At 53.0% G+C, this 26,089-nt stretch carries 30 protein-coding genes, 1 tRNA gene and 3 pseudogenes; 33 read left to right on the top strand and 1 reads right to left on the bottom strand.

Annotated features, from left to right (window positions below; all coding sequences use genetic code 11):
- Window positions 1-8: 8 nt before the first annotated feature.
- From rplP to AC0L73_RS04785, 29 genes and pseudogenes are all read left to right on the top strand, one after another.
- A complete protein-coding gene (gene rplP, locus AC0L73_RS04925) occupies window positions 9-428 on the top strand; it encodes a 50S ribosomal protein L16 (protein ID WP_227949741.1) in 420 nt (139 codons plus the stop codon).
- Window positions 429-430: 2 nt separating this feature from the next.
- Window positions 431-562, top strand: a pseudogene (rpmC, locus tag AC0L73_RS04920) (50S ribosomal protein L29); the annotation flags it as partial.
- A 71-nt stretch (window positions 563-633) separates the two neighbouring features.
- Window positions 634-858: a 30S ribosomal protein S17 gene (gene rpsQ, locus AC0L73_RS04915; RefSeq protein WP_227949745.1), complete on the top strand. Its 225-nt coding sequence runs from the start codon at window positions 634-636 to the stop codon at window positions 856-858.
- Between the two features lie 47 nt (window positions 859-905).
- A complete protein-coding gene (rplN, locus tag AC0L73_RS04910; protein WP_227949747.1) occupies window positions 906-1,274 on the top strand; it encodes a 50S ribosomal protein L14 in 369 nt (122 codons plus the stop codon).
- On the top strand, window positions 1,274-1,597 hold the full coding sequence (gene rplX / locus AC0L73_RS04905) for a 50S ribosomal protein L24 (RefSeq protein WP_227949749.1): 324 nt from the start codon (window positions 1,274-1,276) through the stop codon (window positions 1,595-1,597). The genes rplN and rplX overlap by 1 nt, the downstream gene beginning before the upstream one ends.
- A gap of 39 nt (window positions 1,598-1,636) precedes the next feature.
- Complete coding sequence (gene rplE / locus AC0L73_RS04900) at window positions 1,637-2,158, top strand: 50S ribosomal protein L5 (protein WP_473655414.1); 522 nt, start codon at window positions 1,637-1,639, stop codon at window positions 2,156-2,158.
- A gap of 18 nt (window positions 2,159-2,176) precedes the next feature.
- Window positions 2,177-2,482: a 30S ribosomal protein S14 gene (rpsN, locus tag AC0L73_RS04895; protein WP_227949753.1), complete on the top strand. Its 306-nt coding sequence runs from the start codon at window positions 2,177-2,179 to the stop codon at window positions 2,480-2,482.
- A 12-nt stretch (window positions 2,483-2,494) separates the two neighbouring features.
- The gene (gene rpsH / locus AC0L73_RS04890) at window positions 2,495-2,893 is read left to right on the top strand and encodes a 30S ribosomal protein S8 (protein ID WP_227949756.1); all 399 of its coding nucleotides are present in this window, start codon (window positions 2,495-2,497) and stop codon (window positions 2,891-2,893) included.
- An 8-nt stretch (window positions 2,894-2,901) separates the two neighbouring features.
- Complete coding sequence (gene rplF, locus AC0L73_RS04885) at window positions 2,902-3,435, top strand: 50S ribosomal protein L6 (protein WP_227949758.1); 534 nt, start codon at window positions 2,902-2,904, stop codon at window positions 3,433-3,435.
- Window positions 3,436-3,444: 9 nt separating this feature from the next.
- On the top strand, window positions 3,445-3,804 hold the full coding sequence (gene rplR / locus AC0L73_RS04880; RefSeq protein WP_227949760.1) for a 50S ribosomal protein L18: 360 nt from the start codon (window positions 3,445-3,447) through the stop codon (window positions 3,802-3,804).
- A gap of 11 nt (window positions 3,805-3,815) precedes the next feature.
- Window positions 3,816-4,367, top strand: a complete 552-nt coding sequence (gene rpsE / locus AC0L73_RS04875; RefSeq protein ID WP_227949763.1) for a 30S ribosomal protein S5 — start codon at window positions 3,816-3,818, stop codon at window positions 4,365-4,367.
- On the top strand, window positions 4,360-4,548 hold the full coding sequence (gene rpmD / locus AC0L73_RS04870; protein ID WP_227949765.1) for a 50S ribosomal protein L30: 189 nt from the start codon (window positions 4,360-4,362) through the stop codon (window positions 4,546-4,548). The genes rpsE and rpmD overlap by 8 nt, the downstream gene beginning before the upstream one ends.
- A 33-nt stretch (window positions 4,549-4,581) precedes the next feature.
- Entirely contained in the window at window positions 4,582-5,061 is a 480-nt protein-coding gene (rplO, locus tag AC0L73_RS04865) for a 50S ribosomal protein L15 (protein ID WP_227949767.1), read from the top strand.
- Between the two features lie 48 nt (window positions 5,062-5,109).
- The gene (gene secY / locus AC0L73_RS04860) at window positions 5,110-6,456 is read left to right on the top strand and encodes a preprotein translocase subunit SecY (protein WP_415776505.1); all 1,347 of its coding nucleotides are present in this window, start codon (window positions 5,110-5,112) and stop codon (window positions 6,454-6,456) included.
- The gene (locus AC0L73_RS04855) at window positions 6,453-7,103 is read left to right on the top strand and encodes an adenylate kinase (RefSeq protein ID WP_227949770.1); all 651 of its coding nucleotides are present in this window, start codon (window positions 6,453-6,455) and stop codon (window positions 7,101-7,103) included. The genes secY and AC0L73_RS04855 overlap by 4 nt, the downstream gene beginning before the upstream one ends.
- A gap of 104 nt (window positions 7,104-7,207) precedes the next feature.
- Complete coding sequence (gene rpsM / locus AC0L73_RS04850; protein WP_227949772.1) at window positions 7,208-7,576, top strand: 30S ribosomal protein S13; 369 nt, start codon at window positions 7,208-7,210, stop codon at window positions 7,574-7,576.
- 1 nt (window position 7,577) lies between these two features.
- Window positions 7,578-7,968, top strand: a pseudogene (gene rpsK / locus AC0L73_RS04845) (30S ribosomal protein S11).
- Window positions 7,969-8,066: 98 nt separating this feature from the next.
- Complete coding sequence (locus tag AC0L73_RS04840) at window positions 8,067-9,080, top strand: DNA-directed RNA polymerase subunit alpha (protein ID WP_227949774.1); 1,014 nt, start codon at window positions 8,067-8,069, stop codon at window positions 9,078-9,080.
- 30 nt (window positions 9,081-9,110) lie between these two features.
- On the top strand, window positions 9,111-9,548 hold the full coding sequence (gene rplQ / locus AC0L73_RS04835) for a 50S ribosomal protein L17 (protein WP_227949776.1): 438 nt from the start codon (window positions 9,111-9,113) through the stop codon (window positions 9,546-9,548).
- 134 nt (window positions 9,549-9,682) lie between these two features.
- A complete protein-coding gene (locus AC0L73_RS04830) occupies window positions 9,683-11,119 on the top strand; it encodes a Do family serine endopeptidase (RefSeq protein WP_473655022.1) in 1,437 nt (478 codons plus the stop codon).
- Window positions 11,116-12,432, top strand: a complete 1,317-nt coding sequence (locus AC0L73_RS04825; RefSeq protein ID WP_473655021.1) for a replication-associated recombination protein A — start codon at window positions 11,116-11,118, stop codon at window positions 12,430-12,432. The genes AC0L73_RS04830 and AC0L73_RS04825 overlap by 4 nt, the downstream gene beginning before the upstream one ends.
- Window positions 12,429-12,806, top strand: coding sequence for a fluoride efflux transporter CrcB (gene crcB, locus AC0L73_RS04820; protein WP_473655020.1), 378 nt, complete (start codon window positions 12,429-12,431; stop codon window positions 12,804-12,806). The genes AC0L73_RS04825 and crcB overlap by 4 nt, the downstream gene beginning before the upstream one ends.
- Window positions 12,806-13,804: an RluA family pseudouridine synthase gene (locus AC0L73_RS04815; protein ID WP_473655019.1), complete on the top strand. Its 999-nt coding sequence runs from the start codon at window positions 12,806-12,808 to the stop codon at window positions 13,802-13,804. The genes crcB and AC0L73_RS04815 overlap by 1 nt, the downstream gene beginning before the upstream one ends.
- A 388-nt stretch (window positions 13,805-14,192) precedes the next feature.
- Window positions 14,193-15,866 carry a 2-isopropylmalate synthase gene (gene leuA / locus AC0L73_RS04810; RefSeq protein WP_227949786.1) on the top strand — a complete coding sequence of 558 codons (1,674 nt, stop codon included), beginning with the start codon at window positions 14,193-14,195 and terminating at the stop codon, window positions 15,864-15,866.
- A gap of 52 nt (window positions 15,867-15,918) precedes the next feature.
- Window positions 15,919-16,590 (top strand): HAD-IA family hydrolase, encoded by a 672-nt coding sequence (locus AC0L73_RS04805; protein WP_473655018.1) that lies wholly within the window; start codon window positions 15,919-15,921, stop codon window positions 16,588-16,590.
- Between the two features lie 96 nt (window positions 16,591-16,686).
- On the top strand, window positions 16,687-17,388 hold the full coding sequence (locus AC0L73_RS04800; RefSeq protein WP_227949791.1) for an ATP12 family chaperone protein: 702 nt from the start codon (window positions 16,687-16,689) through the stop codon (window positions 17,386-17,388).
- 9 nt (window positions 17,389-17,397) lie between these two features.
- Window positions 17,398-18,930, top strand: a complete 1,533-nt coding sequence (locus AC0L73_RS04795) for an acyl-CoA carboxylase subunit beta (protein WP_473655017.1) — start codon at window positions 17,398-17,400, stop codon at window positions 18,928-18,930.
- Between the two features lie 24 nt (window positions 18,931-18,954).
- Window positions 18,955-20,616, top strand: coding sequence for an acetyl-CoA carboxylase biotin carboxylase subunit (locus AC0L73_RS04790; protein ID WP_473655016.1), 1,662 nt, complete (start codon window positions 18,955-18,957; stop codon window positions 20,614-20,616).
- On the top strand, window positions 20,613-20,921 hold the full coding sequence (locus AC0L73_RS04785; protein WP_473655015.1) for an acyl-CoA carboxylase biotin carboxyl carrier protein subunit: 309 nt from the start codon (window positions 20,613-20,615) through the stop codon (window positions 20,919-20,921). Before AC0L73_RS04790 ends, AC0L73_RS04785 begins: the two co-directional genes overlap by 4 nt.
- A gap of 4 nt (window positions 20,922-20,925) precedes the next feature.
- Here the strand turns inward: AC0L73_RS04785 and lipB are convergent.
- Window positions 20,926-21,590, bottom strand: a pseudogene (lipB, locus tag AC0L73_RS04780) (lipoyl(octanoyl) transferase LipB).
- 120 nt (window positions 21,591-21,710) lie between these two features.
- Here lipB and AC0L73_RS04775 point away from each other — a divergent pair.
- The 4 genes from AC0L73_RS04775 to mgtE all read left to right on the top strand — a co-directional run bounded on the left by AC0L73_RS04775 (window position 21,711) and on the right by mgtE (window position 26,047).
- Window positions 21,711-21,965, top strand: a complete 255-nt coding sequence (locus tag AC0L73_RS04775) for a FliM/FliN family flagellar motor switch protein (protein WP_227949798.1) — start codon at window positions 21,711-21,713, stop codon at window positions 21,963-21,965.
- Between the two features lie 66 nt (window positions 21,966-22,031).
- Window positions 22,032-22,118, top strand: a tRNA-Leu gene (locus tag AC0L73_RS04770).
- Window positions 22,119-22,319: 201 nt separating this feature from the next.
- Window positions 22,320-24,647, top strand: coding sequence for an NADP-dependent malic enzyme (locus tag AC0L73_RS04765; RefSeq protein WP_227949801.1), 2,328 nt, complete (start codon window positions 22,320-22,322; stop codon window positions 24,645-24,647).
- A gap of 2 nt (window positions 24,648-24,649) precedes the next feature.
- A complete protein-coding gene (mgtE, locus tag AC0L73_RS04760) occupies window positions 24,650-26,047 on the top strand; it encodes a magnesium transporter (protein ID WP_227949803.1) in 1,398 nt (465 codons plus the stop codon).
- Window positions 26,048-26,089 lie beyond the last annotated feature (42 nt).

The raw sequence follows: 26,089 nt of genomic DNA, 5'->3' as shown, positions 1-26,089 counted from the left end.
GTGATGTCATGCTTCAACCGAAGCGCACAAAATTTCGTAAAGCGCATAAAGGGCGCTTGAAGGGAGTAGCAACTTCAGGTACAACGCTGAACTTCGGCGCATATGGCCTGAAAGCTGTTGAGCCCGGACGTATTACCGCACGGCAGATCGAGGCGACTCGACGTGCAGTAACACGCCATATCAAGCGAGCTGGACGTGTCTGGATCCGTATCTTCCCGGATGTGCCCGTATCCAAAAAACCCACCGAAGTCCGGATGGGTAAGGGTAAGGGTTCACCGGAATATTGGATGGTCCGCATTCAGCCCGGAAAAGTAATGTTTGAACTTGACGGTGTTCCACTCGAAATCGCCCGTGAGGCGTTCGAGAGGGGAGCGGCTAAATTGCCGATCAAAACCCGTTTCGTGACCCGCATTGGTGAAGGAAATTGACCATGAAAGCACAGGATTTACTGGGCAAAACGGCTGATGAACTTAAATCAGAACTGCTTCAACTGAAGAAGGAGCAGTTCAATTTACGCTTCCAGCAAGCCAGTGGACAATTGGAGAATACGGCGCGCCAACGCTAGGTGCGGCGGGATATCGCCCGCATTAAAACGGTGATGTCAGCTAGCGCTGCGTCTTAGGAGAGAAAACGATGCCAAAGCGTATCCTGCAAGGAACAGTTGTCAGCGACAAGAATGATCAAACCGTCGTTGTTAAAGTCGATCGTCAAGTGATGCATCGGCTATATAAGAAGTACATAGGCCAGTCGAAAAAGTACCACGCCCATGACGCGAAAAACCAGTTTAAGACAGGGGATACAGTCCGTATTCAGGAATGTGCTCCCTACTCGAAACTGAAGCGTTGGGAAGTTCTTTAAACGTCGCTTAAGTAAACAGTGTTGATACCAAACGAAGGTAAACGACTATGATTCAGATGCAAACCAACCTGGAGGTCGCCGACAACTCCGGCGCAAGGCAGGTGCAGTGCATTAAAGTTTTGGGTGGTTCAAAACGGAAAACTGCTTCTATCGGGGACGTGATTGTTGTCTCTGTGAAGGAAGCGATTCCGCGCGGCCGCGTCAAAAAAGGTGACGTTCAGAGAGCTGTCATCGTGCGCACAAAAAAGGAAATTCGCCGGACCGATGGAACGGCAATTCGCTTTGATAGCAACGCAGCCGTGCTGATCAACAAGCAGGGTGAACCGGTTGGGACCCGTATTTTCGGCCCGGTTACGCGTGAGCTCAGAAGCAAGAATTACATGAAGATTATTTCCCTCGCGCCGGAGGTTCTCTAATGGCTGAAAAATTCGCAGTGAAAAAGGGCGACAAGGTCGTTGTGCTCACAGGCAAGGATAAGGGCCGTACAGGCGAGGTGCTGAGCGTTCGTCGCAAAGACCGGCGCGTATTCGTGTCTGGTATCAATATGGTGAAACGCCATACGAAACCGAGCCAAGCAGACCAGGGTGGCATTGTCGAAAAAGAAGCGGCAATCCATATCTCGAATATCGCATTGCAGGATCCGAAGGATGGCAAGGCGACCCGTGTTGGTTACAAAAATCTTGATGACGGCCGGAAAGTTCGCTTCGCCAAGCGCTCCGGTGAAGTCATCGATATATAGAGGGCAGTTCGATGACGACGCCAAGACTTAAAACATTATATAACGAGGAACTGCGGAAGCAGCTTCAGGGCAAATTTTCTTACGCCAACGAGATGCAGATTCCAAAGCTGGAAAAAATTGTCATCAATGTTGGGTGCGGGGAAGCGGTCGCCGATTCTGAAAAAGATCAAATCGGTTGAGAGCGAGCTTGCAAAGATTTCCGGTCAGAAGCCGGTTGTCACTACTGCCAAGAAATCCGTTGCTACCTTCAAATTACGTGAAGGAATGCCAATCGGAGCAAAAGTAACGCTGCGCAAGAGCCAGATGTATGAGTTTCTTGACCGGCTGATTAATATCGCGCTCCCGCGTGTTCGGGATTTCCGCGGTGTGTCTGAGAAAAGTTTCGACGGCCGGGGCAACTATGCCATGGGCCTGAAGGAACAAATTGTTTTCCCGGAAATTCATTACGATGATGTAACGGACGTACGGGGAATGGATATCGTAATCTGCACGACTGCCAAAACCGACGAAGAGGCTCGTGAGCTTCTGAGTGGTTTCAGCATGCCGTTCAAGATTAATTGATCCTAGGAGTTAATTAAAATGGCTAAGAAAAGTGCTGTCGAAAAAAACCAGAAGCGCCGCCGTTTGGTTGAAAAATTTGAGACCAAACGCGCTGAACTGAAGGCGATGAGCAAGAATGAAGAGCTGCCGCAGGAAGAGCGTTTTGCGGCGCGTTTGAAATTGGCAGAACTGCCGCGGAATTCGTCCAAGACACGTGTTCGCAATCGCTGCGAACTCACCGGTCGTCCGCGCGGTGTTTACCGTAAATTGAAACTATCCCGTATTGGCCTGCGCGACATGGCGTCCAATGGTCAAATTCCGGGCATGGTTAAATCGAGCTGGTAGGGAGATACAGAAATGTCATTAAGTGATCCCCTCGGCGATATGCTGACCCGTATTCGCAACGGTCAGCGAGCCATGAAAAGTTCAGTTAAGAGCCCGTCTTCAAAATTGCGCCTGAATGTGCTTGAAGCGTTGAAGCGTGAAGGCTTCATTCGCGGATATGACGTGGCTGAGCCTGAAAAGGGCAAGCCTGAAGTCACCATTGAACTGAAATATTATCAGGGCAAGGGCGTGATTGAACATGTCAGCCGTATTTCAAAGCCTGGTCGCCGTGTTTATAGTGGCGTGAAGGATTTGCCGACCATACGTAATGGTCTGGGCGTTGCCATTCTATCCACCCCGAGCGGTGTTTTGTCAGACAATGAGGCACGCGATGCCCATGTCGGTGGCGAAGTACTGTGTAAGTTGTACTAGGAGCTATTATGTCTCGAATTGGAAAACATCCGGTGACAATCCCTTCTGGTGTGGATGTCCAGCTCTCCGGTAGCGATGTGACCGTCAAGGGTAGCAAGGGCGTGCTGAGCATGACCTTTGTCGATGACGTCGTCGTGAGCCGTGAAGATGACCAAATAACGGTTAAGCCTCGTACGAATAATATTCGGGGCCGCCAGATGTGGGGGCTGCAGCGTACATTGCTGAGCAACCTCGTTGAAGGCGTCTCGAACGGCTTTACCAAAACACTGGAAGTTGTCGGCGTTGGTTACCGTGCGGCGGTACAGGGAAAGACATTGAAGTTGAACCTCGGGTTCAGCCACGACGTTGACTTCCCGATCCCGGAAGGTATTGAGATTAAATGCCCCCAGCCGACGGTGATTGAAATCTCCGGTGCTGACAAGCAGCAGGTTGGTCAGGTTGCGGCGGTTATCCGGTCTTACCGGAAGCCAGAGCCTTACAAGGGCAAGGGTGTCAAATATGCGGACGAGTATATCTTCCGCAAAGAAGGCAAGAAGAAGTAGGAACCGATTATGGCAAACTCAAAAGAATTGTTCGACCGCCGTCGGCGGAGAAATCGGACCCAGCTTCGCAAGGTGTCTTCTGGTCGTCCGCGGCTGTCTGTACACCGTACGCTTCAGCAGATTTATGTTCAGGTTATTGACGATGCCGCAGGCAAGACAATCGCGTCTGCCTCCAGCCTTGAAAAAGACCTGCGCAGCAAGCTGAAAGGCGGTAACAAGGAAGCTGCAGCGGCAATTGGCAAGCTGATTGCCGAGCGGGCCATCAAGGCCGGCGTCAAGGAAGTCGCGTTTGATCGCGGCGGATACAAATATCATGGCCGGGTCAAAGCCCTTGCCGACGCTGCCCGTGAGGGCGGCCTGTCCTTCTAGGGGAATTGACGATGTTGAGACCTGATCAAAACGAAAAAGGCGATTCAGAATTCGTCGACAAGCTGGTTTACATTAACCGTGTGGCCAAAGTTGTAAAAGGTGGCCGTCGTTTCGGTTTTGCGGCTTTGGTTGTTGCTGGTGACCAGAAAGGCCGCGTTGGCTATGGTCACGGTAAAGCCCGTGAGGTCCCGGAAGCCATTCGTAAGGCAACGGAAGCTGCAAAGCGCAACATGGTGCGTGTACCGCTTCGTGAAGGCCGGACACTGCATCACGATGTCCAGGGTCGCTTCGGCGCGGGCCGTGTGGTTCTTCGCTCAGCTCCGGCTGGTACCGGTATTATCGCAGGCGGTCCAATGCGTGCCGTTTTCGAAACACTGGGCGTACAGGATGTAGTGACGAAGTCTATCGGAACTTCCAACCCCTACAACATGGTCAAAGCAACATTCGAAGCCTTGAAGGCGATGAACTCCCCGAGAATGATTGCGGCAAAACGCGGCAAGAAAGTCTCTGAGGTGGTAGGTCGCCGTGGTGCCGATGCAGCAAAGGAAAAGGTCGATGGCTAAATCAACGATCAAAGTTACCCAGACGGGCAGCCCGATCGGTCGCCCAAAGAACCAGCGGGCAACGCTGGTTGGTATGGGGCTGAATAAAATGCACCGGACGGTGGAACTCGAAGACACCGACGCCGTTCGCGGCATGATCCGCAAGGTGAATCATCTGGTACAGGTGGAAGAGTCCAAATAGGACTCCGCCGGTCTGATTTAAGGAATATTGAACATGCGTTTAAATCAATTAGCCGACAACAAAGGCAGCACCAAGAATCGGATGCGTGTTGGTCGGGGTATCGGTTCCGGCAAGGGAAAAACCTCCGGATCCGGCCAGAAGGGTCAGAAATCACGTTCCGGCGTCGCCATCAAGGGATTTGAAGGCGGTCAGATGTCGATCTATCGTCGTCTGCCGAAGCGCGGCTTCAAGAACATTTTCAGCAAGAACTTCGCTGTGGCGAACATCGGCCGGGTACAGGCTGCGATTGACGCGGGTAAGCTCGACCCAAAGGCAACGATTACGGCGGAACTGCTGCAGCAGGCAGGTGTTGTCGGTAAAATCGGTGATGGCGTTCGTCTGCTTGCAAAGGGTGAGCTCAAAACCAAAGTGAATTTCGAGGTTGCCGGCGCATCTAAATCTGCACTGGAAGCAGTCGAGAAGGCCGGGGGTAAAGTCACCCTTCTGACGCCAGCCCCGGCAAAAAGCGAGTAAATACATCGGCGGGGCGGTTTGAATCCGTACCTTCGGGAGAAATATTAAATGGCGTCAGCAGCAGAGCAAATGGCTTCTTCCATGAGTTTCGGTGCCTTTTCGAAGGCAACGGAACTCAAGAAGCGTTTATGGTTCACGCTCTTTGCCCTGATCGTTTACCGGATCGGGACATATATACCGATCCCGGGTGTCGATCCGACAATTCTGGCTGACGTTTTCGCACAGAATTCCGGGGGTATCCTCGGAATGTTTGACGTTTTTGCGGGTGGCGCGCTCGGTCGTATGACGATTTTCGCCCTCAATATCATGCCTTATATCTCGGCGTCGATTATCATGCAGTTGATGACCTCGATCTCGCCGCAGATGGCCCAACTCAAGAAAGAGGGCGAGGCCGGGCGTAAGAAGATCAACCAGTATACCCGCTACGGTACAGTTCTACTGGCCGCGTTGCAGGGTTATGGTATTGCCGCCGGTATTGAAGGCCTGACCCTTTCAAACGGGCAGTCTGCCGTGATTGACCCTGGCATGCAGTTCCGCCTGTTTACAGTGGTGACGTTGGTTGCAGGTACTGTCTTCCTGATGTGGCTGGGTGAGCAGATAACCGCGCGTGGCGTTGGTAATGGTATTTCGTTGATCATTTTTGCCGGTATTGTCGCAGAATTGCCAAGTGCGCTTGTCGGCACACTGGAATTGGGTCGTACAGGGGCTCTCTCTACTTTCGTTATCTTGCTGCTGTTGGTTATGGCAGTAGCCGTCATTGCTTTCATTGTCTTTATGGAGCGGGCGCAGCGCCGGATTTTGATTCAGTATCCAAAGCGACAGCGCGGTAACAAGACCTATGGTGGCCAGAATTCACATTTACCGCTCAAGCTGAACACGGCTGGCGTTATTCCGCCGATCTTTGCCTCTTCACTGTTGCTGATGCCGACGACGGTCGCAAGTTTCAGCGCAGGTTCAGGTCCGGACTGGCTGAACAGCCTGACAGCGATGCTGGGTCATGGGCAGCCGATTTATCTGATGCTCTATATTGCGGGTATCGTCTTCTTTTGCTTTTTCTATACGGCAGTTGTCTTCAATCCGGATGACACAGCTGATAACCTGAAGAAGCATGGCGGCTTCGTACCGGGCATTCGCCCCGGAAAACGGACGTCGGAGTATCTCGATTATGTCCTGACACGATTGACGGTTGTTGGCGCGGCGTATCTTTCTTTGGTCTGTATTTTACCGGAAATTCTCGTCTCTCAATGGGCGGTTCCTTTTTACTTCGGCGGAACATCCCTCCTGATCGTAGTGTCGGTCACCATGGATACGGTGGCGCAAATCCAAAGCCACCTTGTTGCCCATCAATATGAAGGGCTGATCAAAAAATCAAAGCTGGGGGGACGGCGTAGATGATTTTGATTCTTCTGGGACCGCCAGGCGCGGGGAAGGGAACTCAGGCACAGCGGTTGCAAGACAAGCATGGCCTGGTGCAGCTCTCAACTGGAGATATGTTGCGCGCAGCCGTAGCGGCAGGCACAGAAGTTGGCAAGAAAGCCAAGACTGTGATGGATCGAGGAGAACTTGTCTCCGACGACATAATGACGGGTATCATCTCTGATCGACTGGATCAGCCCGACTGTAAAAACGGCGTTATTCTTGATGGCTTCCCGCGCACCGAAGCGCAAGCGGAAGCGCTGGATGCGATGCTTGCGGAAAAGGGCCTCAAGCTTGATGCCGTTATCGAGATGAAAACCGACGACGATATACTGGTTGAGCGGATTACGGGTCGCTATACTTGCGCAAAATGCGGTGCGGGCTACCACGATATATTCCTGAAACCGAAGGTCGAAGGTGTTTGCGATAAATGCGGCGGGACAGAGTTTAGCCGACGTAGTGATGATAATGCCGAGACAGTGAAGTCACGGCTTAAGGCCTATCACGACCAGACGGCGCCTTTGCTTCCGTACTACCGGAGTAAAGATATCCTGAAGCAAGTTGATGGCATGGCCGGGATTGACGAAGTGACAGCAGAAATGGAAGCCGCTTTACAGGCAATCTAAACTGTTGACTAGGTAACACAAAATTATATAATCGCGCGCTTCTCAGGAGGCGCTTGAGATAACCGGGTCAGGACGACCCGTTTTGGTGATGAGGAGAAACTAGCGTGGCTCGTATTGCTGGTGTAAATATTCCGACGAATAAGCGGGTATTGATTGCACTGACCTATATTCATGGAATTGGCCCGGCAAAGGCCAAGGAAATTTGCGAGGCTGTCGGCCTCGCTCCGGAAATTCGCGTCAATGCGTTGAGCGATTCCGAAGTGGTGAAAATCCGCGAAACCATCGACGGCGATCATATCGTTGAAGGTGATTTGCGCCGTCAAACCTCAATGAATATCAAGCGTCTGATGGACCTTGGTTGTTACCGTGGCCTGCGCCATCGTCGTGGCCTGCCTGTCCGTGGTCAGCGTACCCATACCAACGCCCGCACCCGCAAGGGTCCGGCCAAAGCTATCGCTGGGAAGAAGAAGTAATATGGCACGTGAAAAAACACGCGTTAAACGCCGCGAACGTAAAAACATTATTTCAGGTGTCGCACATGTAAGCGCGTCCTTTAATAATACAAAGATTATGATTACCGATGCACAGGGCAACGCAATTGCCTGGTCGTCCGCTGGTTCGCAGGGCTTCAAGGGATCGCGTAAATCCACACCGTTCGCCGCGCAGATCGCAGCGGAGGACGCGGGCAAAAAAGCCATGGACCATGGTATGAAAACTCTTGAAGTTGAAGTCAAGGGACCGGGTTCCGGGCGCAGAATCGGCTTTGCGTGCATTGCAGTCTGTAGGGTTCAATATCACGTCAATTCGTGATGTGTCGCCCATTCCGCACAATGGATGCCGTCCGCCAAAACGCCGCCGCGTTTAACGGATTACTACATATCGATACGGGCTTTTGGCCTGTATTGCTATTTGTCTAGACGTCGCAGGTCCAAGGTGGGCCTGCAAAACTATGAGGTCATTACCGTGATTCAGCAAAACTGGAAAGATCTGATCCAGGCGAACCTCTCAGTAGAGCCGGGTGAGCAGAGCGATCGGGAAGCCACGATTATTGCGGAACCTTTGGAAAGAGGGTTCGGTTTGACATTGGGCAACGCACTTCGTCGCGTTCTTTTGTCGAGCCTACAGGGCGCCGCCATTACGTCCATTCAAATCGATAATGTTTTGCATGAATTCTCCTCGATCGCCGGTGTGCGCGAGGATGTAACGGATATCGTTCTGAACCTGAAGACGCTGGCAATCCGGGCGCATTCGGACGGACCGAAGCGTATGGTACTGAAAGCTTCAGGCCCATGTGAAGTCACATCCGGCATGATTGAAACCGGACCGGACATCGAGATTATGGACCATGACCAGGTTCTAATGACCCTGGATGACGGTGCGTCAATCTCCATGGAGATGAATGTCGATACCGGCAAGGGCTATGTTCCTGGCGTCAACAACCATCCGGAAGATGCTCCGATCGGTTTGATTCCGATGGACAGCCTCTATAGTCCGGTTCGCAAGGTTACTTACAAAGTTGAAGCCGCCCGTGAAGGGCAGGTGCTAGATTATGACAAACTGACTCTGAAAGTGGAAACAAACGGTACGGTTTCACCGGAAGATGCTGTGGCTTTCGCCGCACGCATCCTGCAAGAGCAGTTCCAACTCTTCGTGAATTTCGATGAGCCAGAAGAAGTTGTCGTCAAGGAAGAGAGCCAGGAGCCTGAATTCAACAGGAACCTGCTTCGCAAGGTGGACGAGCTTGAACTCTCCGTTCGCTCGGCAAACTGCCTGAAGAACGATAACATTGTGTATATCGGCGATCTTATTCAGAAGACCGAAGCGGAAATGCTGCGGACGCCGAACTTCGGCCGTAAGAGCTTGAACGAGATCAAGGAAGTTCTGGCGCAAATGGGTCTGCATCTCGGCATGGAAGTGCCGAACTGGCCGCCGGAAAACATTGAAGATATGGCCAAACGGCTGGAAGAACCTTTTTAGAACAGCAACACTCGCTGTGGAGTAAGAAAAATGCGGCACCGTAAATCTGGGCGCAAGCTCAATAGAACATCCTCTCATCGCAAGGCGATGTTTGCCAATATGGCGGCATCCCTGATCAAGCATGAGCAAATTCAGACGACCTTGCCAAAGGCGAAGGATCTGCGGCCTATCGTTGAAAAGCTTATTACGCTTGGCAAACGCGGCGATCTTCATGCACGTCGGCAAGCTCTGGCCGAATTGCATGAGAAATCTGCAGTCGATAAGCTGTTTTCCACGCTGAGTGAACGTTACGCAGAACGCAGCGGTGGTTATACACGCGTCCTGAAAGCGGGTTTTCGCACAGGGGATGCCGCGCCGATGGGTGTTATAGAACTGGTTGATCGTGACGTGGAAGCAAAGGGTCAGGATTCCGGCCCGGATCAGAACGCTGTCGACGAAGAAGAATTAGAGGCGGAAGCCGTAGCCTAAAACGGCCCGCACGTAGAAAAGGAAAAGGCAGTCCCCGGGGCTGCCTTTTTTTTCGCCCTGATCGCTGCCAAGCTGACAACAGCTTGAAAAACGCGTTAGTATGGGCATTTATACGAAGACATATTGAAATTCTCATGGAACCGGTTTTTACAGGCATGAAAAGATATATCCGGCAGATTGCATCCGGCATTTTTCTATTGGTTTTTGTTGGGTTCAATGCCCCAGTGCAGGCTGAGGATGCGGTCCCGCAAAGCCAAGCACAGATTATGTTGTCCTTTGCTCCGTTGGTGAAGAAGGCGGTGCCGGCGGTTGTCAATATCTTCACCAAGACGCGTGTAACCCAGACCAGGCCGAGCTTGTTCGATGATCCTTTCTTCAAACGGTTCTTTGGTGACAATTTTGGCCCACAGCGAAAGCGCCAGCAAATCCAGAATTCATTGGGTTCCGGTGTGCTGGTGGATAGTGAGGGAGTTATTGTAACCAACTATCATGTTGTCAGTGGTGCCGATGAAATCACCGTGGCGCTTTCCGATCGTCGTGAGTTTGATGCCCGCCTGATTGTTTCGGATGAGCGGACGGACCTTGCAATCCTGAAAATTGATGTGGAGGGAGAGAGGCTTCCTTTTCTGGAATTTTCCGATTCTGACACTCTTGAGATCGGCGATCTTGTCATCGCCATTGGTAACCCTTTCGGCGTCGGCCAAACTGTAACGAGCGGCATTATTTCCGCACTCGACAGAAGCGCGGGAGTTGCCAATGATATTCAGTCTTTTATCCAGACAGATGCCGCCATCAACCCCGGTAATTCCGGCGGTGCACTCCTGACCATGGATGGGAAAATTGCGGGCATTAATTCGGCAATTTTCAGTAAGAGCGGTGGTTCCCTCGGCATCGGGTTTGCCATCCCCGCCAATCTGGTGAAAGCCGTTCTTATCAACGGTCTTGAAACTGGGAAGGTCGTGCGTCCCTGGCTCGGCGCGAGCGGGCAGGAGATTACCGGCGACGTCGCCGATGGTCTTGGCCTTGAAAAGCCGGGCGGAGTGCTGATTAACCGTGTCCATCCTTATGGTGCTGCCTATCAGGCGGGTCTCCGGGTGGGAGACGTTATCGTCTCCATCGATGACAAGGAAATTCTCGGTCCAGAAACGCTTACCTTTCGGGTTGCGTCCAGTGTTATCGGCAAGATTGCGCGGCTCGCTGTTTATCGGGATGGGAAGCGGATGACGCTGGAGATGAACCTGCAGCCCGCACCGGAAATCCCAACGCGCAGTATAGAAACATTGACCGGTCGCCACCCTTTGTCAGGATCAGTGGTGGGAAATTTGTCGCCGGCCTATGCGCTGGAGCTGGGTCTCTCCGCTTTCTCGGAAGGCGTTGTTGTTGCCGCAACGACGAAGGGAAGTGTTGCGGAGCGATATGGTCTGCGGCCAAGGGATATTCTGTTCCGGGTCAACGGGGAAAAAATCACGGATATCGAACAGGCAAAACGCGTGCTAGAATCCGCCCAAGGAAGTTGGCAGATTGCGATTCGCCGGAACGGGCGAACATTGTCTTTCAAGGTTAGTTTATGACCAGCCTGTTTGATGCGGGTCTGCCCGACGATGAGTCCCATCGGCCGCTGGCGGACCGGTTGCGCCCCTCCCGTCTTGAGGATGTGGTGGGGCAGGACCATCTTTTGAAAAAGGACGCGCCGCTCAAACGTATGCTGGATGCTGGTTGGCTCGCGTCGATTGTCTTTTGGGGGCCGCCGGGATCGGGCAAGACGACAATCGCACGGCTGCTCGCCAAGGAAGTGGATATGCATTTTGAGCAGATTTCCGCCGTCTTTTCCGGTGTGGCGGATTTGCGCAAAGCTTTCGAGGCGGCAAAGATGCGGCGACAGGATGGCAAAAGAACTCTTCTGTTCGTCGATGAAATTCATCGCTTCAATCGCTCCCAGCAGGATGGCTTTCTGCCCTATGTGGAGGATGGCACGATCACGCTGGTGGGCGCGACCACTGAAAATCCGTCGTTCGAGTTGAATGGCGCCTTGCTCTCACGCTGTCAGGTGTTGGTCCTTAATCGCCATGACGAGGATTCTCTTCGTGTCCTGATGGAACGGGCGGAGGAACTGGAAGGTCGGCCCATCCCGCTTGATGAGGTGGCGAAGACGGCACTTCTGCAGCTTGCAGATGGGGACGGACGGTTTTTCTTGAATATGGTTGAGGCAGTTTTTTATTCAGGCGAGGAAATGCTCGACACTGAGGCGCTATCTCAGGTTATTTCCAAACGTGCCCCAGCTTATGACAAGGACCGTGACGGTCATTATAACCTGATCAGTGCACTTCATAAATCCTTGCGCGGCTCCGACGTGGATGCGGCGCTCTATTGGTTCTCGCGTATGATGGATGGCGGGGAGGATCCGCTTTATCTCGCGCGGCGACTCGTTCGGTTCGCGGTAGAGGATATTGGCATGGCGGATCCCAACGCGTTAGTGCAGGCTAATGCCGCGAAGGACGCCTATCAATTCCTCGGCTCACCGGAGGGCGATCTCGCAATTGCGCAATCGGTGATCTATCTCGCCACGGCGCCGAAATCCAACGCCGCCTATCGTGCCTTTAGCCAATCCAAGAAGGCGGCACGCAAGCATGGATCACACATGCCGCCCAAACATATCCTGAACGCGCCGACGGGAATGATGAAGGATCTGGGCTATGGAAAAGACTACGCCTATGATCATGATGCGGAAGATGGATTTTCGGGGCAGAGCTATTTTCCCGATGAAATGAAGCGCGAGCAGTATTATTCTCCGGTTGAGCGCGGGTTCGAGCGCGACATAAAGAAGCGCCTTGAATATTGGGCGAGACTGAGGGCGGAGAAGCAGGCCGGAAAGACAAAAAAATGAATATGTTCCTATCAGTGGCAATCGGCGGCGCGTTGGGTGCCTGCGCGCGTTACGGCGTCGCACAAATCATGCTGCGACAGCTAGGGCCGGGCTACCCTTATGGAACCTTACTTGTGAATATCGTCGGCTCTTTCCTGATGGGGGTGTTGATCGAACTGATTGCGCTGCGCTGGTCTCCCTCTCCGGAAATGCGCGTTTTGCTGGTGACAGGCTTTCTGGGCGGCTTTACGACTTTTTCTGCTTTCTCTCTCGACGTTGCGTTGATGGTGGAGAAGGGGGAGACACTCTCGGCGGCGAGTTATGTTTTAATGTCAGTTTTTCTATCTATTGCCGGGCTGTTCGCCGGCCTTCATTTAATGCGGGCGGTATTGTAATGAGCCGGGTTCAACATCTTATCGTGAGCGAGGACGAAGCGGATCAACGGCTCGATCGTTGGTTTAAGGCACATTTTCCGGGCCTTACCCACGGACAACTCGAAAAACTTCTTCGTAAGGGGGATATCCGGGTCGACAAGAAAAGATCAAAGGCGAATGATCGTCTTGAGGCAGGGCAGACAGTGCGGGTACCGCCTCTGGCGGATGATGTTTACAAACCGGTGCAAGCAAGAGGCCCGCGCGTGACGCAAGCCGAGAAACTCTCCGATAGGGATATCGCTGACATCCGGCAGATGGTCCTGCATATGGATGATGCCGTGATTGTCCTTAACAAGCCGGCCGGTCTTCCGGTTCAGGGCGGTAGTGGTCAGAACCGCCATATCGACGGTCTGCTGGAAGGATTGCGGTTTGACTATCCGGAAAAGCCACGTCTCGTACATCGTCTGGACAAAGATACATCTGGTGTCCTGGTGCTGGGCCGGACAAGGCAGGCGGCAAAGCATCTGGCGGAAGCATTCAAACGCCGCACGACGCGCAAGATTTACTGGGCCCTGCTTGTCGGTGTGCCAAAACCGCATGAAGGAACAATCAGCTATAACCTTGCCAAAATTGTTACCTCTAACGGAGAGAAGGTCGTTGTCGATCGGGAAGGGCAGACGGCAGTCACGGATTATTCCGTTGTTGAGGTCGCTGCACAAAAGGCCTGTTGGGTCGCATTCAAGCCACTCACCGGACGCACGCATCAGCTTCGTGTTCATGCGGTGGCGCTGGGCACGCCGATCGTTGGCGATGGCAAATACGGCGGCACGGAAGCTTTCCTGGACGGGATTGTCAGCAAGAAAATGCATCTGCATGCGCGGGAGATAACGATCTCGCATCCTGATGGGGGGGATGTCACGGTATCTGCGCCGCTGGATCGACATATGGCCGAGAGCTGGAAGCTGTTCGGTTTTCAGGAAAATGACTATGAAGATCCGTTCCTGGATATCGAGTTTTAGGCTCATGGGCACGGATTTTGCCGCTTTTGGCTTGACTAATGGCTTGGAATGACTAGATTTTCACGCATGATGAATTCGAACCGACTACTGAGCCTACGACTTATTGGCCCGGCACTCTGAACTTGGTGCCGGAGCGAAAGCTGTCCTATTCTCAAAATTGTCGGATAAACGAATGTGTGTAATGAAGACCTCTGGGTCGACCATCTCTGAAAATTTAAACGGTTCATGGCAGGAAGAGTGTCTTCACTCCTCCGGGGGGCTCTCTCGACTTCCAGGCGGTCGTTCGGATACGCGCGGCGTCCGGCGACCGTATGCAGGCTGCATTGAACTGAGTATATGAGAAACAAGGGGCGCATGGCGTCCAATCGAGACAAGAGGAATTCTAAAAATGACATTCACACCCGGCGACAAATATAAGGCATTCGAGCCGATTAATATTCCAGATCGACAATGGCCAACCAAGGTGATTGATAAGGCGCCGATTTGGTGCAGCGTGGATTTGCGTGACGGTAACCAGGCGCTGATTGAACCCATGGGGCATGAGCGTAAACTCCGCATGTTCCGCCATCTGGTGGAGCTTGGCTTCAAGGAAATCGAGGTCGGCTTCCCCTCTGCTTCCCAGACGGATTTCGATTTTGTCCGCTTCCTGATCGACGAAGGGGAAATTCCCGATGATGTGAAAATTCAGGTGCTGACCCAGGCACGTGAAGAGCTGATCCGCCGCACTTTCGAAAGTATCAAAGGTGCCAAGCAGGCGATTGTGCATCTGTATAACTCAACCTCTACCTTGCAGCGCCGGGTGGTGTTCGATCTCGATAAGGTTGGCATCAAGCAAATCGCAATCGAAGGTGCGAAACTGGTTCGACAGCTTGCCGATGAAATGCCGGAAACCTTGGTGCAGATGGAATATTCTCCGGAAAGCTTTACCCAGACGGAACTCGACTATGCCTGCGAAGTGTGCTCGGTCGTCATGGATATCTGGAAGCCGACGGTCGACAACAAGATCATCATCAACCTGCCTGCGACTGTCGAAGTTGCGAGCGCTAATGTCTATGCGGACCAGATTGAATGGATGCACCGCAATCTGCCTGATCGGGACAAGGTCCTGTTGAGCCTGCATCCGCATAATGACCGGGGCACCGGTGTTGCTGCCGCTGAATTTGGCATCATGGCAGGCGCCGACCGGGTGGAAGGCACCCTGTTTGGCAATGGCGAGCGCACCGGCAATGTCGATGTGGTGAATATCGCCATGAATATGTACACGCAGGGCGTTGATCCCGAGCTCGATTTCAGTGACATTAATGAGGTTGTCCGCACCGTCGAATATTGTAACCAACTGCCGGTCCATCCGCGTCATCCTTATGGCGGCGATCTGGTTTTTACGGCCTTCTCCGGATCGCATCAGGACGCGATCAAGAAGGGCTTCGGCGCGATGAAAAAATCAAACGATCCACTTTGGGCGATCCCTTATCTGCCGATTGATCCCGCCGACCTTGGTCGTAACTATGACGCGGTGATCCGGGTCAACAGCCAATCGGGCAAGGGCGGTGTGGCCTATCTGCTGGAGGAAGACTATGGGATTGAACTTCCGCGTCTGTTACAGGTTGAACTCAGCAAGGTGGTGCAGGGCGTGACCGATGAGACAGGGAAGGAGCTTTCCTCTGCGACGATCTTTGAAATTTTCGAAAATGAGTATCTCAACGCTAAGGGTGATATTGAATTTGTCGATCATCAGACGACAGTGGATACCCACGCATCCGAGCGGCGCAAACTGATCGCGACCATCCGCGAGAAGGGTAAGGAACGCACGGTCGAGGGTATTGGGACCGGTCCGATAGATGCCTATATGTCGGCCCTTAAGGACTCTTATGGCTTTGACCTCAAGGTCAATGATTATCGCGAGCATACAACCGGGTTCGGTTCTGACGCGGTGGCGGTGGCCTATGTTGAAATGCGCGATGACAAGGGTGAACCGATCTTCGGTGTTGGCCGTCATGCGAATATTGTAACGGCCTCTCTCAAGGCGATTACAAGCGCGGTAAACCGTTCGCAAAATCAGTAAGTTGATCAGGGCCGGTGATTTTTTCATCGGCTCTTTTTTACGGCAGGTATAGATGACAAATGCGTCTGATATTCTCGTGGTCTTCGATTGCGACGGCACGTTGGTTGATAGTGCACATAATGTTATCGCCTGTATGCGCGTGGCGTTTGAAGATGCGGACCTGCCTTCTCCAGCAGACCTTGATATTCGCCGAACTATCGGTCTCAATCCGGATGTGGCGGTGCGCCATCTGGCGCAAACCCCTTTGAGTGATACTCATCTGGAGAAAATTGTCAAAGGCTACAAACAGGCGTTCTTTCATCGGCGTTTGGAAGCGGATCATCACGAGCCATTGTTTGACGGCGTGCGTGAGGTGTTGGAATATCTCGCAAGCCGAAATATCGCCATGGCAGTCGCCACGGGGAAATCGATGCGCGGTGTGAATGCGGTGATTGAGCAGCATGGCCTCGATGGTTATTTTGGTTCCCTTCAGACACCCGATCATAACCCCGGCAAGCCGCATCCGCAGATGTTGGAGAAGGCAATGACAGCCGCTGGTGCGTTGCCGGGGCGAACATTTATGATTGGTGACACCAGTTTCGATATGATGCTTGCGAAAAATGCCGGATGCCGCGGGATTGGCGTGACTTGGGGCTATCATGATGATGCCGAACTGCTGGAAAGTGGCGCGGAGAAGCTGATCAATCGGTTTGATGAACTGCCGGAAATTGTGAGCGCAACGTGAAGGTTCATCAAAAAAACCAAGTCTAACCTTGCTTTTTCTTGCGTAATCGCTATAAGCCAAACGACTGTTAGGTTAAAGGCGCGAAAGCGAACAGGGATGAAACGCTTTTACAAAAAAGTGACGGCAGAAGAAGAGGGTGGGGCTTACTCCGTTCAGCTTGACGGGCGGGTGATTAAAACGCCGGCCAAGGCGCATTTGCGCCTGCCAACCCACGCACTTGCTGCCGCCATTGCTGAAGAATGGGATGCGCAGGAAACTGAAATCAATCCATCGACAATGCCGCTTATGCAGGCGGCGGCCACGGCCATAGACCGGGTCACGCCGCAGCGCAATAAGGTGATTGAGGAAATCGCAAACTATGGCGGGACCGACCTCGTCTGCTATCGCGCGACACACCCGCAAAATCTGGTGGAGCGGCAATTGGCGGCTTGGGACCCGATGCTGGAATGGGTCGAGCAGCGCCACAAGGTTTCACTTAAAACCTGTGAAGGCATCATGCATATACAGCAGCCGGAAGACTCATTAGCGCGGATGCGGGATGTCGTGGCGGCACAAAATGATATGACGCTTGCGCCACTTCATAATATAACTTCATTGTGTGGCTCTCTGGTGATCGCGCTCGCGTTGCTGGATGGGCGTATCACGGCGGAAGAGGCGTTTGAGATCAGCGAACTTGACGAAACCCATATGATGGAATTCTGGGGGTCAGATGCGGAAGCTGTTAATCGGCGGAACAATAACAAGAAAAGCCTTGCAGCAAGCGAGCGCTTTCTGAAATTAAGCGGCATTATTACCTGAGGAGGGGACATGCAGGACATCATTCAGCAGCTTGAAGAGAAGCGGGCCAGAGCGCGGCTCGGCGGCGGTCAGAAAAGGATCGACTCGCAACATAGCAAGGGTAAGCTTACCGCGCGCGAACGGATCAGCCTGCTTCTCGACGAAGGATCCTTCGAGGAATGGGATATGTTCGTCGAGCATCGCTGCGTCGATTTCGGCATGCAGGAAGAAACTGTCACAGGCGATGGTGTTATTACCGGCCACGGCACGATTAATGGCAAGCTGGTGTTTGTATTCAGTCAGGACTTCACCGTATTCGGCGGTTCCCTCTCTGAGTACCACGCCAAGAAAATCTGCAAGATCATGGATAAAGCTGTTCAGGTCGGTGCTCCGGTCATCGGCCTCAATGATTCTGGTGGCGCTCGCATTCAGGAAGGAATTGACAGTCTCGCGGGCTACGCGGAGGTGTTCCAGCGTAACGTGATGGCGTCCGGTGTTGTACCGCAAATCTCGGTCATCATGGGGCCATGCGCGGGTGGTGCAGTTTACTCCCCGGCGATGACAGACTTTATCTTCATGGTCCGCGACAGCTCCTACATGTTTGTGACGGGGCCGGACGTGGTCAAGACGGTCACGAACGAGACTGTGACAGCGGAAGAGCTTGGCGGCGCAAGTACACATACCAGCAAGTCATCTGTTGCCGACAACGCCTATGACAATGACATGGAAGTCCTGACGGAGGTTCGCCGTCTTGTCGATTTTCTCCCCTCCAGCAACCTGGAATCCTCGCCCGTTCGGGACAGCTTCGATGATCCGGATCGCAAGGAAAAATCACTTAACACGCTGGTTCCCGCCAATGCCAACAAGCCCTATGACATGATGGAACTGGTGGAGAAGCTGGTCGATGAAGGCGACTTTTTTGAAATTCAGCCGAATTTTGCGAAGAACATCATTACCGGCTTTGGCCGGATGGAAGGGCAGACTGTTGGCATCGTAGCCAACCAGCCGATGGTTCTCGCTGGCTGCATGGATATCGATAGCTCCAAGAAAGCGGCGCGGTTTGTTCGTTTTTGTGACTGCTTCAATATTCCAATCGTCACCCTTGTCGATGTTCCCGGCTTCCTGCCCGGCACGTCGCAGGAATATGGCGGCATTATCAAGCATGGTGCAAAGCTGCTCTATGCCTATGCCGAAGCGACGGTGCCGAAGGTTACTGTGATTACCCGCAAAGCCTATGGCGGGGCCTATGATGTGATGGCCTCCAAGCATTTGCGCGGCGACGTCAACTATGCCTGGCCATCGGCGGAAATTGCTGTGATGGGCTCCAAGGGTGCCGTGGAGATTATTTTCCGCTCCGAGATTGGTGATGAAGAAAAAATACAAAAGCGTACCGATGAATATCAGGCTCGCTTTGCCAATCCGTTCGTCGCCGGTCATCGCGGATTTATCGATGACGTGATCATGCCTAATAATACCCGGCATCGTGTCACCACATCACTGCGTATGCTTAAAAACAAACAAATGGAAAATCCGTGGAAAAAACACGGCAATATTCCGCTATAGGGTCGAAGGTAAAGGGAAAGAACAATGTTTAAAAAGATCCTGATAGCCAACCGTGGCGAAATCGCCTGCCGTGTTATCCGCTCCGCCCGTGCGATGGGCATCAAGACTGTGGCTGTTTATTCTGACGCGGATGATGGCGCCGTTCATATGCAGATGGCGGATGAGGCCGTGCATATCGGACCGTCTGCCGCCGCCGAAAGCTATCTCATTATTGAGAAAATCATCAGTGCCTGTAAGGAAACCGGCGCTGAAGCCGTGCATCCGGGTTACGGCTTCCTGTCTGAGAATCAGGCTTTCGCCGATGCGCTGGATGAGGCGGGGATTGCCTTTATAGGGCCGGGCAAGAAGGCCATCGCTTCTATGGGTGACAAGATTGCGTCCAAAAAGCTGGCGCTGGACGCCGGCGTCAATACCGTGCCGGGCCATATGGACTTGATCGAAGATGCGGAGCATGCCGTCAAAATCTCCAAGGAGATCGGTTATCCTGTGATGATCAAGGCATCCGCTGGCGGTGGCGGCAAGGGTATGCGGATCGCCCATGATGACGAGGAAGCACGCGAAGGTTTCCAGTCAGCCAAGAATGAGGCGATCAGCAGCTTCGGCGATGACCGTATCTTTATCGAGAAATTCGTCGTCGATCCGCGCCATATCGAAATTCAGGTGCTGGCGGACAAGCATGGAACCTGTCTCTATCTGGGGGAACGCGAATGTTCCGTCCAGCGGCGACACCAGAAGGTAATCGAGGAGGCGCCAAGCCCCTTCGTTGATGAAGATTTGCGTAAAGCCATGGGGGAGCAGGCGGTCGCGCTGGCCAAGGTGGTGGATTATCATTCTGCCGGAACGGTCGAGTTCATCGTCGGCAGCGACAAGAGCTTCTATTTCCTGGAGATGAACACCCGCTTGCAGGTGGAGCATCCGGTGACGGAACTGATCACAGGGATCGATCTCGTCGAGCAGATGATCCGAGTTGCCTATGGCGAGAAGTTGAGCCTGAAGCAAAAGGACATCAAGCTCACTGGCTGGGCCCTGGAGAGCCGCCTCTATGCCGAGGACCCCTACCGGGGCTTCCTTCCCTCCATTGGTCGCCTGAGCCGCTACAAGGTGCCGAAGGGGGATAACGTCCGGGTTGATACCGGTGTGACCGAAGGTTCCGAGATTACCATGTTCTATGATCCGATGATCGCCAAGCTGGTCACCTATGGTAAGGATCGTGATGAGGCGATTGAGGAAATGGGCCGGGCGCTTGATGCTTATGAAGTGAGCGGTATCGCCCATAACATCAATTTCCTGAATGCGGTTTGTAACCACCCGCGTTTCAAGGCGGGTAATCTCACGACTGGTTTTATTGCCGAGGAATATCCCGAAGGGTTCCACGGTGCGCCGCTTAGCGATGAAACCTATGAGAATCTTGTCGCCATTGCTACGCTTGTCCATTTACGCTCCGTCAGTCGATCACTGAAGCATGTGGTTGAGAAGACAGCCACGAAATGGGTCGTGAGCGAAGGCAAGGAAAAGTCCGTAGTGGTTTCGGCAGAAGATGCGAAAGGCGGCATCGAGGTGAAGATCGGGGGTCGCGTCATTGCGGTTCGTTCCAAATGGGAACCGGGCAAGCGGCGCATCAAGGCCAAGGTCAATGGCGTCAAGATGATTGCTCAGCTTTCACTCTTCCGGGGGCTATCCGATTGACTCATGGTGGTGCAGAAGTTGATCTCTCTGTCCGGACGCCAAATGCGGCGGCGCTTGCGGAAATAATGCCGGTCAAGATTGCACCGGATATGTCGAAATATCTTCTCTGCCCGATGCCCGGGATAATCGTCGCTGTCAATGTCAGTGAAGGCGATGAAGTAAAGGCCGGTCAGGCACTTGCTGTGGTCGAGGCGATGAAGATGGAGAATATTCTCCGTGCCGAGCAGGATGGCGTGATTTCCGCCGTGAAAGCAGGCGCAGGTGATGTCCTGGCGGTGGACGACGTTATTCTGGAATTCGAATAAGCTATCAGGCGGCTTCGGTCACGAGTGTGCCGAGGTCGCCGTTCTCTAAAAAGACCCGATTGAAGGCAGCCTTTAGTTCCATGTCGACTTCCGCCATGCTGACCGGAATTCCCAGATCGACAAGGGACGTCACCCCGTGCTCGGCAATGCCGCAGGGGACAATTCCTTCATAATGGCTGAGGTCGGGATCGACATTGATTGAGATCCCGTGAAAACTCACCCAGCGACGCACACGCACGCCGATTGCCGCGATCTTGTCTTCGCGAAACCCCTGTCCACCCAGACGCCAACCCGCTCACAGCGTTTTTCGCCCTTGATTTGATACTGCGCGAGTAACTCGATAACCCAGTCTTCCAAATCCTGCACATAGGCGCGGATATCCGCATTGCGCTTCTTTAAGTCCAACAGAACATAGGCGATACGCTGTCCGGGGCCATGATAAGTATATTGTCCGCCGCGGCCTGCGTTATAAACGGGGAATCGGTTCGGGTCTTTAAGATCTGCGGCATCTGCGCTGGTCCCTGCGGTATAAAGCGGGGGATGCTCCAGCAACCAGACCAACTCCCGCGCGGTTCCCTCGCGGATGGCCGCAACTCTGGCCTCCATTGCGGCAAGCGCCTCTTCATAGGGGATCGGCGCGTCAGATATTTTCCATTCAATTTCCTGCATGCTCGCTATATAGCATTTTCCAGCGAAACAGCAATATTTGGCGGTGGTTGTTCATCTTAATATCCTGTTAACCCTGATGGTTGATAATGGCCCATCTTCGGTTTACAGGAATTTACGGGCATGAGCGAGGAAGACAAGGCAATTGAAGGCGTTGATGTGGAACTCTCGGTAGTTCTGGGAAAAGCAGTCATGCCAATTCACCAGCTTCTGAAAATGGGGCGTGGCGCGGTTATCGAACTTGATGCCGGTGCGGATGACGATGCCGTTGTTCTTGCAAACAACAAACCGATTGCCTACGGGGGCATTATTATCGTTGATGATAACATCGGTATTTCGATCACCGATAGCTTCAAGACAAATCTCCCGGAATTTTAATTCATCGAATTTGTGATTCAGTTGTTGCGTGAGGGACAAACATTTGTTATTTCCCTCGTCCATTGTGCGGTCGTGGCGGAATTGGTAGACGCGCAGCGTTGAGGTCGCTGTCCGGTAACACGGGTGGAAGTTCGAGTCTTCTCGACCGCACCACTTCTCATATAGCCCATATCTGGCTGAAGAAGTTTTCCACAACAATTTCATGAAACTTTCCCCAACTACGTTATGATGGCGTGGTATAGGGATGTTCGCGTATTTCCTTAATATATTGATGCTGCTAATTTATTTATGGTGGTGTTATATATTGCCATCAGGTTGCAGCGGGCATCGATTTTTTCGGGAGATTGGGAGAGCATGGTGAAAGATATTTCTGAGAAGGCAATGGATTATCACCGGTTGCCTAAGCCCGGAAAACTGACCATTACGCCGACAAAGCCAATGGATACTCAGACTGATCTGGCTATGGCATATTCACCGGGCGTTGCGCATCCATGTCTTGCCATCGCGGATGATCCCGCTCAGGCCGCGGAACTAACTGCGCGCGGCAATCTCGTCGGTGTTGTCACCAATGGCACGGCAGTCCTTGGCCTTGGCGCGATTGGCCCGCTCGCCTCCAAGCCGGTGATGGAAGGGAAGGCCGTTCTTTTTAAGAAATTTGCCGGGATAGACGTCTTCGATATTGAATTGGCCGAGACAGATCCTGAAAAACTGGTTGATATTATTTCGGCGATGGAGCCGACTTTCGGCGGTATTAATCTGGAAGACATCAAGGCGCCGGAATGCTTTGTCGTTGAGAAGCTCTGCCGGGAGCGCATGAACATCCCTGTCTTTCACGATGATCAGCATGGCACGGCGATTTGTGTGGCAGCTGCCGTTTATAATGCGCTGCGCGTGGTCGAGAAAGATATTGCCGAAGTCAAGCTAACGGCCTGTGGGGCAGGGGCGGCAGCGCTTGCCTGCCTGAACCTGCTGGTCAGCCTGGGGTTGCCAAAGGAAAATATTACCGTCTGCGATATTCATGGTGTTGTTTATAAAGAGCGTACGGTCGAGATGGACCCATATAAATCTGTCTTCGCCGTGGATACGAACAAGCGAACCTTGGCAGATGCCATGCATGGCGCAGATATATTCCTCGGCTGTTCTGGTCCCGGTGCGTTGAAGCCTGAGATGGTGGAGACTATGGCCGAGAAGCCGATCATTCTGGCACTTGCCAATCCGACACCGGAAATCCTGCCCGAGGAGGCCAAGGCGGTTCGGCCGGATGCTATTATCGCGACGGGACGCTCGGATTATCCGAACCAGGTCAATAACGTCGTTTGTTTTCCATATCTCTTTCGCGGTGCCCTTGATGTGGGCGCGACGGAAATCAATGAGGAAATGAAAATCGCCGCGGTCAAGGCCATCGCCAATCTCGCAATGGCGGAACAATCGGATATCGTCTCGAAAGCATATGGCGGCGCGCAGGCGTGTTTTGGCCCGGAATATCTTATCCCGACGCCATTTGATCCGCGTCTTTATCTGGAAGTCTCCTTCGCCGTTGCAAAGGCGGCAATGGAAAGCGGCGTTGCGACTCGCCCCATAGAAGATCTGGAGAAGTACCACCAGCATCTTTCGCATTTTGTTTATCGTACGGGTTTTGTCATGAAGCCGTTGTTCGATCGCGCGCGTCAGGAAATTATGAGCGTCGCCTATGCGGAAGGGGAGGAAGAGCGTGTCCTTCAAGCCGCTCAGACGGTCGTCGATGAAGAGCTGGCAAGGCCTATCCTGATCGGGCGAAGCAAAGTCATTGAATTCAGGATCGAGAAACTTGGCCTTCGTATCCGTCCCGGTGTTGATTTTGAGATTGTCGATCCTGAAGATGATCCGCGCTACCGGGAATATTGGCAGGCCTATCACAAACTGCGGGAGCGGTTTGGGGTCGATGTGGAAACCGCAAAGGCCCGCATCCGCACCAACACGACGATCATTGGCGCGATGATGGTTCATCTTGGTCATGCGGATGCCATGATTTGCGGAACCTATGGTAAATATGATCAGCATTACCGACGCGTCTCCGATATCATTCCGTTCCGGGAAGGGGTGCGTGATGCGTCAGCGCTGCATTTGCTGATCATGCCCGATCGCACCTTGTTTTTCACCGATACACAAATCAGCCATGAACATACGGCGGAAGAGCTCGCTGAGCTGACAATTCTCTCTGCGGAAGAAGTGCGACGATTCGGGATTGAACCCAAGGCCGCGCTCTTATCCTATTCTAACTTTGGCTCGACAGATATGCCGTCGGCACGGCGTGCGCGTAAAGCCCTTGCGATAATAGAGAAGCTGGCTCCCGAATTGGAGGTTGAGGGGGAAATGAAGGCTGATACGGCACTGATCCCTGCAATCCGTGAGGCGATTTTCCCTAATTCCCGGCTGCAGGGCGCGGCAAATCTTCTGGTTATGCCCAATCTGGATGCGGCAAATATCAGCTATAATATCGCGAAGAGCATCGGGCATGGCATAGCCGTTGGACCGATCCTGATCGGCATGTCAAAGTCCGTGCATGTGACGGCGGCGTCGATCACCGTACGCGGACTTGTAAATATGACGGCGATTGCCGCTGTTGATGCGCAAGATCATAAGGTTGGAAAAATGATGCCCGGACCAGTCGCGAGAAGAGAACGTCTGATAGAAGAAGGTTAATCATGACCGATGCGCAGGAACATAAAGACGACCTCCTCGATGAGGAGAACACTGCGCCTTCTTACGGTCTGAGCGATGAAATTGTTCAGGAAATACAGGGCGCCATAGAGCGCGACGACGCGTCTTTCATCCATGACAAGCTCGAGGATTGGCATTCCGCTGATATGGCGGATTTGATCGAGCAGTTGAAGCCGAAGCTGCGCCTGCCTCTGCTGAACATCATGGAAGGCCGGGTCGATCCGGATGTTTATTCCGATCTCGACGAGAATGTGCGTGAACATCTGGTCGATGATATGGAACCAGCGGAGATTGCCGCTTTCCTCAATGAGTTGGAGCTTGACGACGCAGTTGACGTGTTGGAGAGCTTTGAGGAAGAAGAGCAGCGCGAAGTTCTGAAGGAAATCCCGGCCGATGAGCGGGGGATTCTGCAGGAAGGTCTATCCTACGGGGAGGATAGTGCCGGCCGGTTGATGCAGCGTAACCTGATTGCGGTGCCGGAATATTGGGATATCGGCCAGACCATCGACTATATGCGTGATACCGAAGATCTACCTGAAGAATTCTACGAAATTTTTGTGGTTGATCCTCGGCATCACCCCATTGGCACTATTCCGCTCAACCGCGCCATGCGAAGCAAGCGCCCTGTTCAAGTCCGCGACATCATGGATACGGAGCAGAAGCTTATCTCGGTCGATATGGATCAGGAAGAAGTCGCCTATTTGTTCCAGCAATATCGCCTTACCTCCGCGGCGGTTGTTAATGATGATGGTGCGCTGATCGGTGTGATTACGGTTGATGACATCGTCGATGTTATCAGCGAAGAGGCGGAGGAGGATATCCTGCGCCTCGGTGGTGTGTCCGAAGATGACCTGTTCGGCAGTGTGATGTCGACAACAAAGGCACGTTTCCTGTGGCTTTTCGTTAATTTATTGACGGCCATTGCAGCCTCCATCGCGATTGGTTTATTCGACGCAACGCTAGAGGCTATTATCGCGCTTGCCGTTCTGATGCCCATTGTTGCCAGTATGGGAGGCAATGCGGGTACCCAGACGCTGACGGTCGCAGTGCGCGCCATCGCAACGAAGGAGTTGACCGCAGCCAATATGCTCCGAATCCTGCGTAAGGAGACCATGGTGGCGTTTTTGAATGGCAGTGTTTTTGCGGTTTTGATCGGCGTGATCGCCTGGGCCTGGTTCGATAATGTGCAGATAGGCTTGATTATTGCGCTGGCGATGATCATGAACATCCTAGTCGCCGCTGTCGCAGGGATGATCGTGCCGGTCACGCTCGACCGGATGAATATCGACCCGGCCATTGCCTCCAGCGTCTTTGTGACAACCGTGACCGATATTGTTGGCTTTGTTGCCTTTCTCGGCCTGGCGACGGTTGTCCTGCTCTAAATGTTGATTACCGCGCCCAATCGAGGTTTTCGCTGCGGCGCG

The organism is Sneathiella sp. D3-11 (assembly GCF_055809395.1).
This window is presented reverse-complemented; position numbering and strand designations above follow the sequence as displayed.

What these genes read in the sequence shown, in the direction of transcription:
- AC0L73_RS04800 (WP_227949791.1), top strand. Translation starts at nt 16,687, where the DNA reads ATGAAACGCTTTTACAAAAAAGTGACGGCAGAAGAAGAGGGTGGGGCT.
- AC0L73_RS04815 (WP_473655019.1), top strand. Translation starts at nt 12,806, where the DNA reads ATGAGCCGGGTTCAACATCTTATCGTGAGCGAGGACGAAGCGGATCAA.
- rplP (WP_227949741.1), top strand. Translation starts at nt 9, where the DNA reads ATGCTTCAACCGAAGCGCACAAAATTTCGTAAAGCGCATAAAGGGCGC.
- AC0L73_RS04790 (WP_473655016.1), top strand. Translation starts at nt 18,955, where the DNA reads ATGTTTAAAAAGATCCTGATAGCCAACCGTGGCGAAATCGCCTGCCGT.
- mgtE (WP_227949803.1), top strand. Translation starts at nt 24,650, where the DNA reads ATGACCGATGCGCAGGAACATAAAGACGACCTCCTCGATGAGGAGAAC.
- AC0L73_RS04795 (WP_473655017.1), top strand. Translation starts at nt 17,398, where the DNA reads ATGCAGGACATCATTCAGCAGCTTGAAGAGAAGCGGGCCAGAGCGCGG.
- AC0L73_RS04830 (WP_473655022.1), top strand. Translation starts at nt 9,683, where the DNA reads ATGGAACCGGTTTTTACAGGCATGAAAAGATATATCCGGCAGATTGCA.
- secY (WP_415776505.1), top strand. Translation starts at nt 5,110, where the DNA reads ATGGCGTCAGCAGCAGAGCAAATGGCTTCTTCCATGAGTTTCGGTGCC.
- crcB (WP_473655020.1), top strand. Translation starts at nt 12,429, where the DNA reads ATGAATATGTTCCTATCAGTGGCAATCGGCGGCGCGTTGGGTGCCTGC.
- AC0L73_RS04765 (WP_227949801.1), top strand. Translation starts at nt 22,320, where the DNA reads ATGGTGAAAGATATTTCTGAGAAGGCAATGGATTATCACCGGTTGCCT.
- AC0L73_RS04775 (WP_227949798.1), top strand. Translation starts at nt 21,711, where the DNA reads ATGAGCGAGGAAGACAAGGCAATTGAAGGCGTTGATGTGGAACTCTCG.
- rplN (WP_227949747.1), top strand. Translation starts at nt 906, where the DNA reads ATGATTCAGATGCAAACCAACCTGGAGGTCGCCGACAACTCCGGCGCA.
- AC0L73_RS04805 (WP_473655018.1), top strand. Translation starts at nt 15,919, where the DNA reads ATGACAAATGCGTCTGATATTCTCGTGGTCTTCGATTGCGACGGCACG.
- rpsE (WP_227949763.1), top strand. Translation starts at nt 3,816, where the DNA reads ATGTTGAGACCTGATCAAAACGAAAAAGGCGATTCAGAATTCGTCGAC.
- rplQ (WP_227949776.1), top strand. Translation starts at nt 9,111, where the DNA reads ATGCGGCACCGTAAATCTGGGCGCAAGCTCAATAGAACATCCTCTCAT.
- AC0L73_RS04825 (WP_473655021.1), top strand. Translation starts at nt 11,116, where the DNA reads ATGACCAGCCTGTTTGATGCGGGTCTGCCCGACGATGAGTCCCATCGG.
- rplR (WP_227949760.1), top strand. Translation starts at nt 3,445, where the DNA reads ATGGCAAACTCAAAAGAATTGTTCGACCGCCGTCGGCGGAGAAATCGG.
- rpmD (WP_227949765.1), top strand. Translation starts at nt 4,360, where the DNA reads ATGGCTAAATCAACGATCAAAGTTACCCAGACGGGCAGCCCGATCGGT.
- rplX (WP_227949749.1), top strand. Translation starts at nt 1,274, where the DNA reads ATGGCTGAAAAATTCGCAGTGAAAAAGGGCGACAAGGTCGTTGTGCTC.
- leuA (WP_227949786.1), top strand. Translation starts at nt 14,193, where the DNA reads ATGACATTCACACCCGGCGACAAATATAAGGCATTCGAGCCGATTAAT.
- rpsN (WP_227949753.1), top strand. Translation starts at nt 2,177, where the DNA reads ATGGCTAAGAAAAGTGCTGTCGAAAAAAACCAGAAGCGCCGCCGTTTG.
- rplF (WP_227949758.1), top strand. Translation starts at nt 2,902, where the DNA reads ATGTCTCGAATTGGAAAACATCCGGTGACAATCCCTTCTGGTGTGGAT.
- rplO (WP_227949767.1), top strand. Translation starts at nt 4,582, where the DNA reads ATGCGTTTAAATCAATTAGCCGACAACAAAGGCAGCACCAAGAATCGG.
- rpsH (WP_227949756.1), top strand. Translation starts at nt 2,495, where the DNA reads ATGTCATTAAGTGATCCCCTCGGCGATATGCTGACCCGTATTCGCAAC.
- rpsQ (WP_227949745.1), top strand. Translation starts at nt 634, where the DNA reads ATGCCAAAGCGTATCCTGCAAGGAACAGTTGTCAGCGACAAGAATGAT.
- AC0L73_RS04855 (WP_227949770.1), top strand. Translation starts at nt 6,453, where the DNA reads ATGATTTTGATTCTTCTGGGACCGCCAGGCGCGGGGAAGGGAACTCAG.